Source organism: Butyrivibrio sp. NC3005, assembly GCF_000424545.1.
In the GTDB taxonomy this organism is placed as follows: Bacteria; Bacillota; Clostridia; order Lachnospirales; family Lachnospiraceae; genus Butyrivibrio.
The window spans coordinates 1-13,061 of record NZ_AUKC01000006.1; the positions used below are offsets into that span (position 1 = coordinate 1).

9 protein-coding genes are annotated in these 13,061 nt (G+C 33.7%); 7 read left to right on the plus strand and 2 right to left on the minus strand.

Annotated elements, in window-relative coordinates; translation table 11 throughout:
• Positions 1 to 107 precede the first annotated feature (107 nt).
• Together G634_RS0102450 and G634_RS0102455 are read right to left on the minus strand one after the other, a co-directional pair.
• On the minus strand, positions 108 to 1,964 hold the full coding sequence (locus G634_RS0102450) for a diguanylate cyclase (protein ID WP_026503967.1): 1,857 nt from the start codon (positions 1,962 to 1,964) through the stop codon (positions 108 to 110).
• 226 nt (positions 1,965 to 2,190) lie between these two features.
• A complete protein-coding gene (locus G634_RS0102455; RefSeq protein ID WP_026503968.1) occupies positions 2,191 to 3,810 on the minus strand; it encodes a hypothetical protein in 1,620 nt (539 codons plus the stop codon).
• A gap of 282 nt (positions 3,811 to 4,092) precedes the next feature.
• Here G634_RS0102455 and G634_RS0102460 point away from each other — a divergent pair, with 282 nt between their 5' ends.
• The 7 genes from G634_RS0102460 (at position 4,093) to G634_RS17685 (ending at position 12,622) form a co-directional block, all read left to right on the plus strand.
• Positions 4,093 to 5,373, plus strand: coding sequence for a prolyl oligopeptidase family serine peptidase (locus G634_RS0102460; protein WP_051233635.1), 1,281 nt, complete (start codon positions 4,093 to 4,095; stop codon positions 5,371 to 5,373).
• 145 nt (positions 5,374 to 5,518) lie between these two features.
• The gene (locus G634_RS0102465) at positions 5,519 to 6,874 is read left to right on the plus strand and encodes an MATE family efflux transporter (RefSeq protein ID WP_035798642.1); all 1,356 of its coding nucleotides are present in this window, start codon (positions 5,519 to 5,521) and stop codon (positions 6,872 to 6,874) included.
• Positions 6,875 to 6,934: 60 nt separating this feature from the next.
• A complete protein-coding gene (locus tag G634_RS0102470; RefSeq protein ID WP_026503971.1) occupies positions 6,935 to 8,122 on the plus strand; it encodes a glycosyltransferase family protein in 1,188 nt (395 codons plus the stop codon).
• Positions 8,123 to 8,138: 16 nt separating this feature from the next.
• Positions 8,139 to 8,813 (plus strand): response regulator transcription factor, encoded by a 675-nt coding sequence (locus tag G634_RS0102475; RefSeq protein ID WP_026503972.1) that lies wholly within the window; start codon positions 8,139 to 8,141, stop codon positions 8,811 to 8,813.
• Positions 8,803 to 9,744: a sensor histidine kinase gene (locus tag G634_RS0102480; protein WP_026503973.1), complete on the plus strand. Its 942-nt coding sequence runs from the start codon at positions 8,803 to 8,805 to the stop codon at positions 9,742 to 9,744. Before G634_RS0102475 ends, G634_RS0102480 begins: the two co-directional genes overlap by 11 nt.
• A 114-nt stretch (positions 9,745 to 9,858) precedes the next feature.
• Complete coding sequence (locus G634_RS0102485; protein WP_026503974.1) at positions 9,859 to 10,626, plus strand: ABC transporter ATP-binding protein; 768 nt, start codon at positions 9,859 to 9,861, stop codon at positions 10,624 to 10,626.
• A complete protein-coding gene (locus G634_RS17685) occupies positions 10,619 to 12,622 on the plus strand; it encodes an FtsX-like permease family protein (protein ID WP_035798645.1) in 2,004 nt (667 codons plus the stop codon). The genes G634_RS0102485 and G634_RS17685 overlap by 8 nt, the downstream gene beginning before the upstream one ends.
• The last annotated feature ends 439 nt before the right edge of the window (positions 12,623 to 13,061 follow it).

Sequence of the window (13,061 nt, forward strand, 5' to 3'; positions counted from 1 at the left end):
AAGGCTTCGCCTTGGACCAGTTTGCCGCTTGACTTTTGTTCTCACGAAACTCGCAGTAAATGCGAGTTTCTGAATGTAAGTGACAAGAAGTCATACTTTTGGAATCTTTATTTTACTCTATTTTTAAAGCTGCGTTTCATTTCATACATTCGTTCATCAGCCAGTCCTATTGCCTTGCTGATTGTTTCTTTGCCGCCATCATATTTCAGGGAACTTGTACCAATGCTGGCAGAAACCTTAAAGCCAAGTTCGTTACTGAAATCGTTGAGTTTACTTTCTATTTTTGGAAGAATACTATTTGTATCACATTCACCTATTATCAGGGCAATCATTTCATCACCACCAGTTCTTACGCACATCGCAGTAGGAGGACAGGATTCTTTTAGAGAAGTTGCGACAGCTTTTATAGCTTTGTCGCCAGACATATGACCAAGAGTATCATTTATCTGCTTTAGTCCGTTTAAATCAAGCAATATGATGTTGATGTCTTTTCCTATACAATCTGTAGAATTTAACTTTTTGTCAATTTTCGACAAAAAGGCCAGTCTGTTGTACAAACCCGTAAGAGCATCAGTTTCGTACATTTTACTAAGTTTGTCTCTAAGATATTTCTGATGTTTTGTAAGAACATAACCGCCAATACTCATCTCAAAGCAATTAGTCAGGTTTGCAGTTTGATTATAATCAATTAGCATAGTTCTTGGATATGCATAGCATACAAAACCACAGCATTTATCCATATAGACAAGGCTGTTGAAGATAAGAGGTTCACCAGATTTCATAATTTCATCAAGGTGAGGAATGAAAGTTTTTGGGTCATATGGGTATGGGGTGTAGTTTTCAGTGTAAGGATCGAAAACGACTAATTTATCTCCTTTTTCAACATTGTCGTAGAAAAAGTTGTTTTCTAGATCAAAACACGATTTTTCGATAATAACAAGTGCATAATTAGCATGGTTTGCTTTTAGATAGTATATGCATTGTAAAGTATCTTTTCCAATCATTACTTTAGAAATGATATTTTGATAAACATGTATTTCGTCTTCATGGTGGTAGAAAAGATTATTCAACTCGCTTACAGTTGGCTTTTTGTGAAGTTCTTTTCTGGGACATCCGCAAGATTCATTTGGGATAAATAATGGTTCAATCCATCTTGTTGTGGTATTACTTCCAGAGAAAACATCAAAAATTGATTCACACACAGTATGTGCTAGTTCGGTGTAGTCACAAATGGCTGTTGTTATCCCGGGGGTAGAGAGGAAAGCTTCATCTATGCCGTCAAAACCAGAAACTATTATATCATTAGGGACGTTAATACCGGCTTCTGTTAACACATCACATACATTGATAGCCATAATATCATTTGCACATATGATAGAGTCAGGAAGTTCGTCTTTCTTTAAAAGATCTAAAGTCGCATTTCTGCAGGGAATTGCCCAAAAATCTCCATAGCTTATCATGCTATTATCAAACGGAATATTGTTTTCTTTGAGAACCTTTTTAAAGATTTCAATTCTTTCATCTGAAAAGGGATTATTTATATGACCAGCCATAAAATGCGGTCGTTTAACCTTATGATATTCAATTATATGCCTAACCACATTTTCAAAACCATTGGAATAGTCATATCTTACCATACTGACATTTTCGAATTCACCATCAATTACGATTATTGGAACATTATTGGAAGATGCGTTATCAATGATGCTTTGGCATACTTTTCTAGCTTTAATCTTCTCATTCATGATTACGACAACATCAACTTTATCATAGGGTATAAGGTCAAAGAGTTCTGCTTCAGGGGATGTGTCATTAGTAATGCCGATTTCAGAATTTAGGGCATAGATAAATAGATAGCAATCATTTTTTTTGAGTAGCTTACCAAGCTCAGAGACAAAAGAAAATTCCTGAGCTTCATGAATTCTATAAGTACAAAGTGCAACTATTTTTTTTCCATTTATCATTAGTGACTTATCTCCCGAAAAAATGTTTAAAGTTTTTATGTCATATCATCATATATATTTTAATGTTTTTTTGAAAAAGATGCTATTAAAAAATAGAACTAAGTTACTGATATTGCTCAAAACAGCATTTTTCAGTAACTTAGTTCAAAATTTTTAAAATTTAATTATATTGAGAAGAAGAATGAGAATAATTTTTTAAATAAATTGTTTGGATGTGCCAGATATATTAAGGAACATATACCTGAACTATATTATAGATTTCTTTGTCAATAACACCTATTGAAACCAGCATATCACTGGTCATAAAGTATTCCTTAGCTCCATCTGACCAACCAGGATAGTTGTCACCCTTAAATTCTCGTCCAACTGTATATTCTTCTTTTATTTCTGTAGAAGTATCGTTTGCAACAGCTTTAAGAAGGATTATTTCACAACTATCTTTAATCGTAAAGGAGACGTTTTCTTCTATAAGCTTCCTCAGATTTTCTTCAGTAAACATTGCAACGACTTTGTATTCTTCCTCATAATCTTCTTTTTCAAGAGCATAATAAAAATTGTCATCGCTGCATTTTACAAGAAATTTGTCATATCTTGTTGTGCCCAAAACGTCGCTCTTGAATTCTTTATCAGTTGCGTAGTTTATTTCTTTATTAACATCTTCAAAAGAAATAGCAGTAAACTGTGTACCATTTACTGAGTAGAATGAATCCCCAACTTTAGCGTTTTCTATATTATCTTTTTTGATTTTTTCTGCACGATATAAATCACCAGAAAGTGTTGTCTTATTAAAAGTTTTAACCTTCATTAGAAGTTCGCTGTCATTATCATAATATTTTACAGCGTCAAATGTCTTTGGATCTGCCCCTTCTACACATGAAATGGAAACTGAATCAGATTTAAATATATTATCACCAGAAAGTGTTATCTTTGGATACGAAGGGATGCTACAGTCTATTGTACCCTTAGTAGTATCGTCAGCAGAACCAAAATGGAACGTAATATCTTTGGCAGTTAGCTCGTAAGTAAAAGGTATACTTGAAACACCATCACGGGTTAGGGTATGACCAGAAGATGCACTGTCAAATGCTAGGAAGGTATTAATATTGTAAAGATTTTCTCCAACATATGAAGCATATACAGCTCCTTCAAGTTTTAGCAAACCATCAGATGATATACCAGTGCTTGTGAATGATATTACTTCAGAACTTTCATATTGCTTTGATAAATCATCAAATAAAGTAGAATCTGTCGGAAGTTCTGCGGCATCTTTCTTATAGTTATGGTAAGAGCCATCTTCAGCATCCTGATAGTTCACATGTGAGTCTTCTGCTGTAACAAGTTTGCCGCTTGATTTGTCAACATATGCCTTTTGAATAGAGTTACGCATGTTGAGAATAAGGCAGTTATCCTTAGTAAGTGCAATAGGGTAAGCGGTACCACCACTTTGAACTGTTGTAACTTTCTGGGTGGATCCATCCTTTTCTATATAAATGGAAGCTTCGTAAGTTGCCTGATGACCATTAAGATCATCAAATGCATAGCTTGTTACAAGAAGAGCTTTTTCACCTTCGCAGATTGGTGCGTAGGAATAAGACTGTCCTGCATGAAGAGAAGCGATGAGTTCGTCAAAGTTCTTTGGAGATGAAACGTTTGAAGTGTCAGTTGAATTGATGCTGTCATTTTTTTGAGAAGATGTGTCGGAAATTGTAGCCGATGTATTATTTGATGCCTGTTCTTTGTTTGCTGATGTTTCTTTGGAATCATTTGCAGTGTTGTTGCTACAGCCACTGATAACTGATACTGCCAAAAACGTTGACAGCAATAAAGAAATAAGTTTAGATTTCATAAATTTCCTCCATTGGTTTTTATTTTTTATAATGAAACCTAAATCCATTTTATCGCAAAATATGAAATTAGGTCAAAGAATTTTTGAAATATTAAACATTATAACATGCATAACATATCGAAAAAAAGTTATTTCACAGTTCCTATAGGACCCTAAAAAGATGGTAGGAATATAACAGCAACTAAAGAAACGTAGATAATGGAACTGATTTGATGGAGTTTCTAAAAAGAAGTATAATTTCAATGTATTCCTCGTTACTAATATAATTATGGGAGGCATTTTATGGGAAACAAAAAACTAGTAGGGATTCAGAATGTAGTCGTAGAAGGAATGGATTGGGGGCCTTCTGTTACTAAAACTATCCTTAAGTTTGATGAGGTAGTTACAAGAGATTGTGTTTCTGCAGATAAATTTAAAGTGGTAGAAACAAAGGAAAGCTTTAACTGGAAGGCTCTTGCAGAAGGCAAGATGGAGAATGCTGCAAAACACATTACAATTGAAACACAGCGCAAAGTTCTAAAAGCATATACATGCAATGAGAATGGTGAGAAATCTTTGGATTCAGAGTATATTGCATTGGAACTTAACTATGGTCCAGAGGAGGGAACACCATTTTGTTATGATTTGTTTGTGGGCAATAATACTATCTGTAGTCCATATGATCTTACTGTCAGTTTGAATAAAAAAAGTACTCTAAAAGATGCAAAGGGAAATGAAGTTGATTTAATACAGGTAAACAAAACGATAAATTTTGATGATGCCATATATCCTCAGCTCCAAAATGTAGATACTACATTGTCTTTTAATGGCGTTCAGGGACATGAATTTAAATATGCATCTTTTGAGCCTTATAGTGATGGCCAAAAACATCCTCTTGTCATCTGGCTTCACGGAGCTGGAGAAGGAGGTCATGATCCACATCTTAACACTCTGGGAAATAAAGTTACAGCACTTTATGGAGAGGAGTTTCAGACTGTAATGAAAGGTGCATATATTCTAGCACCGCAGTGTCCGACATTCTGGATGGAGTTTGATGAAAAAGGCAGCTGGATGGATAATCCTGGAGTAGATTCAATATATCTTGCAGATTTAAAGCAGCTTATTGATACATATGTTGAAGCTCATAAGGACATAGACCGTGACAGAATTCTTGTTGGAGGTTGTTCAAATGGCGGTTACATGACTATGGATTTAATAATGAATTATCCGGATTACTTTGCTGCTGCATATCCAATTTGCGAAGCATATGCTGATGCGGGAATTAAAGATGAGCAGATAAAAGCTATCAAAAATATACCTATATGGTTTATATATGCAGAAAATGATACAACAGTTCCCCCTGCAAAATACGAAGAACCGACGATTTCTCGCCTACAGAAAGTAAGTAAAAATATTCATACCAGTATTTTTAAAGATGTTCATGATACAACAGGTTTGTACAAGGATAAAGATGGAAACGCTTATCAGTACATGGGGCACTGGTCATGGTTATATTTTTTCAATAATGAATGTAAAGAAAATGGTATAAACATGTGGAAGTGGTTGGCAGAACAACACAGGTAATAAATTATGCTGATATATCTTGAACTATAATTCTATTCCTCAAAACAATAAAGTTTTAATGACAAAAAACCGGCAAACTTTGATAAAAAGTTGCTGGTTTTTCTAATGATACTCGTTTACTATTAGTATTGGAGGGTTAGATATTATGAATAATCAAAAAACATCAGTATTAAATATGACAGAGGGTAATCCTATCTCGTTAATCATTAAGTTTTCAATACCTATGCTTATAGGTAATCTTTTCCAACAGCTTTATAATCTAGTGGATTCAGTAATTGTTGGTCAGTATGTAGGTGCAGATGCACTTGCTGCTATAGGAGCTACGGGTTCTGTAACTTTCCTTTTTTTTGCACTTTGTAACGGAATTGGAAGTGGTGGTGGAATAATCACGTCCCAGTTTTTTGGAAAAGGAAATGTGAAAGAAATAAAGAGCTGTATTGTGAATACCGGATATATTATGCTTGTATTCCCTTTGATTGTAGGAATATGCGCATTCTTTTTGGCAAGACCAATATTGTATCTTTTGGAGACTCCGGAAGAAATAATGAAAGATGCTGTTATTTATATGCAGATTATGTGCGTGGGGATAATATTTGTTTCACTTTATAACTATGCATCTTCAATGTTAAGGGCGCTTGGAGATTCCAGAACTCCTCTTTACTTTCTTATTTTTTCTTGCTTGTTGAATACGATTCTCGATATACTTTTTGTATGTAAGTTTCATATGAGCATAGTTGGAGCGGGCGTTGCTACAGTAATAGCACAATTCGTTTCAGGAATTAGTTGCCTTTTATACGCAGTAGCAAGAAATGAATATTTCCACATGGAAAAAAGTGATATGAACTTTGACAGAGATATTTCTACTAAGGTATTAAAGCTTGGAATTCCGCTTTCTCTGCAGTTTTCTTTGATAGCTATTTCTTGCATGGCACTGCAAAAGGTTGTTAATTCTTATGGAAAAGTTGCAGTTGCGGCATTTACAGCTACAAGCAGAATAGAGCAGGTAATTCACCAGCCATATCAGACTCTAGGAGCAGCACTTTCAACTTTTACCGGACAAAACTATGGTGCTGACAAGAATGACAGAATAAAAGAAGGATATCATAAAGGACTATTACTTATGGTAGTATTCTCTATTTTTATGTTGCCTATTATACAAATATTCGGAGAAGAGATAATCCGTATATTTGTAAAAGATGAGCCAGTAATTGTAATGGGGGCTAAGGCTCTTAAAATTACAAGCTTTTTCTATGTTATGTTAGGACTAATCTACGTTGTTAGAGGTGTTTTAAACGGACTTGGAGATTCATTTTTTGCTTTACTTAATGGCATAGTTGAAGTAATAGGACGATTTATTGTCCCTATTATGTTAACATCAATTTCTTTAATAGGATTATGGGGAATCTGGTGGTCTGTCGGAATAGTATGGTCTATAAGCGGAATTACAGCCTGGTTAAGATACAGGTATTTTAAGAGAAAGCTAATAGGTGGCATAGCTTAATGCTATAATAAAGAGTAGAATTTAATAATCTATTGTATAGAGTTATTCAGGTGATTATTTATGAATATTATTTTTTATAGATATGATAGTATTTGTGAGCCGGATTACATAGAAGCATTTAAAAAACTTGGACTTGAAGTAGTAGAAGATTTAGATGGCTGGGATGGAAATGAATCTAGTATTTCTGATAAGTTAGGAAATTTAAGAAATCTGGTACTTGAAAAGTGGCCACTATTTATCTTTTCCATTAACTATTTTCCATTTATTTCACTATTTTGTGATAGAATGAATATTATATATTTGGCAGAATCGGTAGATTGTCCGGTTTTGCAGATATTTCATGAATCTATAAAAAGTAAGGTAAACAAGGTGTTTTTATTTGATAAAATGCAGTGTTTATCTATTCAAAAGGAAAATCCAGGCGGTGTATTCTATATGCCGCTTGGTGCTCCTTGTGAAAGAGTAGCTGAGCTTTTGGGAGATTCGACTTCATACGCTTATGATGTTTCATTTGTCGGTTCTTTATACAAAGAAAAAAATCCTTTTTTAAATCTAAAATTGTCTTCTGAAAACAAGCTTCACTTTGACAAGCTTGTAAATAAACAAATGGAAGAAAAGCGGAGTGGACTAGATTATCTGGATGATAATATTCAAGCTGATGATATTGATATTATAAAAAAATCAACTAGGGACTTTCAGTCGTCTACTGACCTTGTTATGAATATGGATAAATATATCGTTCTAAATGAATATTTAGCTCCTCACATAGCATATATTGAAAGAGTAGATATTTTAAATAGTATTGCAGACTGTATCGGGAACGGAAAACTTCACATATTTACAGGCAGTCAGGCTGATGAGTTATCAGATGGTATTATTAATCATGGAGTAGCTAAATCTTTTTCTCAGATGCCGCATGTTTATAGAAATAGTAAGATAAATCTTAACATAACAATGCGTGCCATAAGGACAGGACTTCCGCAAAGAATCTGGGATGTAATGGCATGCAGAGGATTTCTTATAACTAATAATCAGGATGAAATAAAAGACTTTTTTATACCTGGAGTACATCTGGAAACTTATGATGATAAGGAAGAATTACTGGAAAAGATACAGTATTATCTTGAGCATGAAGATATTAGAGAAAAAATAGCGCAGAAAGGTTATGAAGAAGTTTGTGAAAAGCATACTGTTTTGATGCGTACTGCAAGAATGATGAAACAAGTATTTTTTAGTAAAGAAACTTAATAATAAAGGGAAATGTATGAGAAAAGTATTAATAGTTGAGGATGATGAAATAATAGCATCTCAGGTTGCGAAATTTTTAGAAACATGGCAAATGAAAGGTATCCTGATAGAAGATTTTGAAAAGGTGATGGAAAAATTTGAAGAGTGTAACCCAGATGTTGTTCTTATGGATTTGAATCTGCCAAGTTATAACGGATTTTATTGGTGTAGTGAGATTCGAAAAAAATCGCAGGTTCCTTTAATATTTCTGTCTTCTGCAGACGACAATATGAATATCGTTATGGCTATGAATATGGGAGCTGACGATTTTATCTCCAAACCATTCGATTTTCAGGTTCTTATGGCGAAAATTCAGGCAATTATGAGAAGATGCTATGGAGATATTGTTACTGTGCATGAAATTGAAGTTGGGAAAGTTAAACTTAATCTGGATAATACCACGGTTCTTGTAGGGGATACTAAAATAGAGCTTACCAAAAATGAATATCTTATTCTGAAGACTTTAATGGAAAAATCAGGCAAGGTTGTTTCCAGGGAAAAAATCATGGAAATTTTGTGGGGAGATGATCAGTTTGTTGATGATAATACACTAACCGTAAATATCACCAGAATACGCAAGAAAATAGAGGCAGCAGGCATATTGAATTTTATAACCACCAAGAGAGGAATCGGCTACATTGTTGGACAATAATAAAACACTTAGAGAAAATTTTGGACTGGATACTTTTTGGGAAAACAATAAAACCTACATTAATTCCAATGGTGTGCTGTCAGTTATTCTATTAGTAGTAGGAATACTTTATCACATAGAATGTGAGTTTTTGTTTTATGGAATATCTTTTTTTATTATTATAACGATAATAACAAGTCTTTTTCATAACGCAGATATTGTGAAAAAAAAGGAGAAAGAAGAAAGAATTATTACCGACAGGACAGATGAAGAAAAGTGGGAAAAGTATTACGAAAAAGAAGATTTTTTTGCTTTATGGACTCACCAGATAAAAACACCTATAGCGGCTTTGAATCTCCTTTTTTCTGATGAAGAAGTGGATACTGGTAGCTGCAAAAGAGAACTTATAAAGATTGAGCATTATGTGGAAATAGCGCTTAACTACCTGAGGTTTGAAGAAATGCAGGATATAGTACTGGATACTTGTAGCTTGGAACATATAGTTAAGCAGTCAGTAAAAAAATATTCCACAATATTCATTTATCAGCATCTTTCAGTTGAACTAGATAATTTGAATTGCAATATTCTTACTGATGAAAAGTGGTTTTCGTTTGTATTTGACCAGATTTTATCCAATGCTTTGAAATATACCAAAAAAGGTAGGATAAAGATTTACAGAGAAGTCTTTGAAGACAGGCAGGAAATAGCTATAAATGATACTGGAATAGGGATAAAGAGCGAAGATATTCCAAGAGTTTTTGACAAGGGCTATACAGGATTTAATGGCAGAATGGATAAGAAAGCAAGTGGAATAGGGCTTTATCTGTGCAAAGGTGTATGTGATAGACTTGGTCATAAGCTTAAGATTACATCCTGTGAAGGAAAGGGCACTGAAGTACGTATTATTTTGCTAAGTGATAGATTAGAATCATCAGACCTTACAAAAATGTAAGATTAGGAAAAGGAAATGTAAGCTAAATAAAAGGCATTACATTTCCTTTTTTGTTATTATTCATATATCAGAAATAAGTCAAGCACTTTGGGCGAAAAACAGAAGGAGAGAAAAATGTCATTACTTGAAGTAAATCACATTAAAAAAACATATAAAGCAAAACTTGGAACTGAGGAAGTAACAGCACTTCGCGATGTACACTTTAGTGTTGAAGAGGGAGAGTTTGTAGCAATAATGGGAGAGTCTGGAAGTGGTAAGACTACTCTTTTGAATATATTAGCAGGTCTTGATGTTCCTACAGCAGGAAAGGTACTTGTTAACAGCAAAGATTATTCATCTATGAAAGATGATGAGAGAGCAATTTTTAGACGTACAAATCTTGGATTTATTTTTCAGGATTTCAATCTTTTAGATAATTTTACTATTGAAGATAATATTAAGCTTCCACTTGTTCTGGCTGGCGAAGATTATAGAACAATGGATGCCAAAGTTAAACCTTTAGTAAAAGAACTTGGAATAGAGAAACTTGTAAAAAAATATCCTTACGAAGTATCTGGTGGACAGAAGCAGAGAACGGCAGTTGCAAGAACTCTTATTACTAATCCGCAGATTCTATTGGCAGATGAGCCGACAGGAGCACTTGACTCTAAGGCAGCAACAAATCTTATGAACCAGCTTAGCGAAATAAATAAAAGCGGTCAGACAATTCTTATGGTTACTCATAGTAATGTTGCAGCAAGTTATGCTAATAGAGTTATGTTCATAAGAGATGGAGAAGTTTTCCATCAAATCTACAGAGGCAATCAAACTAGAAGTGAAATGCTTGATAAAATCTGTGATGCAGTAACAGTACTTATGAGAGGCGGTGAAGATAGTGAATAATCATTTATTATTCAAAATGGCGGTTTCAGGAATTAAAAAAAATAAGAGAACTGTTCTTCCATATATTTTGGTTGGAGCAATCACAGTACTTATTTTTTATACACTTCAGGCGATAGCCTGCAGTAAATACGTAATGAATGACGGCGTCGCAGCCTTCAAAGGAGCAAACTATATTGTTGTGTTCCTTAAAATTGGAAGCGTAGCAGTTTCATTATTTGCACTTGTTTTCTTATTCTATGGCAATCAGTTTGTAATGAAAGGTCGAAGAAAAGAACTTGGATTATACGGAGTTTTGGGACTTAGTAAAAAGAATATGACCTTCATCATGTTTGTTGAAAGCTTTATTCAGGCATTTATCAGCATCGGAATTGGTGTTGTAGTTGGTGCCTTTTTGAATAAGATTATGATACTTTTGTTGTATAAACTTATTCACAGACCTTATGTACGTGGATTAGAGTTTCAGGTAAAAGCTTTGGTTGTTACAGTTTTACTTTTTTCATGTATTTATGCAGCATGCTTTATATACAACCTTATTTCAGTAAGAATCGGAAATCCTATTGAACTTTTAAGAAGTGAAAACATTGGAGAAAAAGAGCCAAAGGTAAACGTTATCTTTTTTATTATCGGTATTTTTACCATCTTTGTTGGATATTATAAGGCTTTGAATGCCTCAACAATATTTGAATCTTTGGAAAGTCTTGTCATTGCGATTATTATGGTATCAATAGGAACATATATGCTTTTCATTTCCGGAAGTATTTTTGTTCTTAAAATGTTGAAAAAAAATAAAAAATTCTATTTTAGAACAAAGCATTTTATCAGTGTTTCTAATCTTATGTTCCGTATGAAACACAATGCAGCAGGACTTGCATCTATATGTATTTTGTCAACTGCAGTAATACTTCTTATGGTATGTTCTGGTACTCTAATGGCGCTTGGAGAACAGAATATTAATGCAATGTATCTGTATGATATGACTATAATCGGCAATAGAACTTCAGATATTTCGGACAAAGAATATGAAGATGCTGTTAATTATGCAATTGATAAAAGCGGATTGGAATTAAAAGATTTAACTTCAAGAAAATATGTTGAAAGCTTGTGCGGAGTTGATCTTGATAGTCATAAACTTGTAGCTATAAAGAAAAAATCTCTGGATTTAAGTAAAACAAGAACTGTATATTTTATGACGCTTGATGATTATAACAAAGCTGTAGGAACAAGTATAACCTTGAATCAGGGAGAAATTTTAAGATATAGTTCAGCAGAGAACGTTGAAGTAAATAGTACCTTAAACATCTATGGAAAAGAGTTAAAGGTTAAAGATACTATAGAAAAAGACTCTCTTAAATGCGGATTTGATCCTCAAATGTCTTTGTTTGATAAAGAAATAGTTGTACTTCAAAATCAAAACTCTATTGAAGAGCTTGTAGATAAAGAAACCCTATTCTATTATCCAACGATGTACATAGGATTAAATGAAAATAAGAAAATTGATACAATGCAGTTGGAAAGTTTCAAAAAAGCTCTGGAAGAAAAAATAGGTGATGTAAGAGTTAATTGTAAGGATGAGGAAAGAAAAGAATTTTACAGTATCTATGGAGGAACATTCTTTGTAGGAATATTCCTTGCAAGTCTGTTTCTTATTGCAACAGTAATGATAATCTACTACAAGCAGATGTCAGAGGGAATGGAAGATCAGAAGAGATTTAAAATTCTCTCTAATGCAGGTCTTACAGAAAAAGAAGCTAAAAAGACAATTAAGAGTCAGGTAATGATAATGTTCTTCCTTCCAGTTGTGACAGCAATACTGCATATGGTGGTAGCAAGCAAGATTCTAAGATTATTTATAAGTATGCTGGTAATCGTTGATTCATTTACGTTTAATATGTCAATCCTTGCAGTATGTCTAGTATTCCTTACAGTTTATGCTGTTGTATATAAGAAAACTTCAAAGCAGTATTATCAAATCGTATACGGAAGTGATGCGGCATAATTAGAAAACAAAACCTATAGGTTATTGTTTTATATAATCCGTTCTGATGTTTGTATATTTCGTCGCAGACACGCTTCCGCTTGATTATAAACGTAATGGTACATAAGGTTCTAAAGAACAGAACCTAAGTAAATGCGGCATAATTTAAACACTTTTAAATTATGTCGTCTGCCGTAGGCAGATTTAAAGGCATTATTTATGCCTTTAAACCCCAGACCAACGTTTATAAACAGTTCTGCTCGTGAAATATTACAAGCCATCAGAACTCATCTATTACATATACCCAACAAAAATCTATAGTTTTTTGTCACTGCGTTCCAAAAACTACGCAAACTGGCCATTTGAAAAGGCTTCGCCTTGGACCAGTTTGCCACTTGACTTTTGTTCTCACGAAACTCGCAGTAAATGCGAGTTTCTGAATGTAAGTGACAAGAAGTCA

Bases quoted from the DNA above. Each gene is read 5' to 3' on its own strand.
- G634_RS0102450 (WP_026503967.1), bottom strand. From the start codon at position 1,964: ATGATAAATGGAAAAAAAATAGTTGCACTTTGTACTTATAGAATTCAT.
- G634_RS0102455 (WP_026503968.1), bottom strand. From the start codon at position 3,810: ATGAAATCTAAACTTATTTCTTTATTGCTGTCAACGTTTTTGGCAGTA.
- G634_RS0102460 (WP_051233635.1), top strand. From the start codon at position 4,093: ATGGGAAACAAAAAACTAGTAGGGATTCAGAATGTAGTCGTAGAAGGA.
- G634_RS0102465 (WP_035798642.1), top strand. From the start codon at position 5,519: ATGAATAATCAAAAAACATCAGTATTAAATATGACAGAGGGTAATCCT.
- G634_RS0102470 (WP_026503971.1), top strand. From the start codon at position 6,935: ATGAATATTATTTTTTATAGATATGATAGTATTTGTGAGCCGGATTAC.
- G634_RS0102475 (WP_026503972.1), top strand. From the start codon at position 8,139: ATGAGAAAAGTATTAATAGTTGAGGATGATGAAATAATAGCATCTCAG.
- G634_RS0102485 (WP_026503974.1), top strand. From the start codon at position 9,859: ATGTCATTACTTGAAGTAAATCACATTAAAAAAACATATAAAGCAAAA.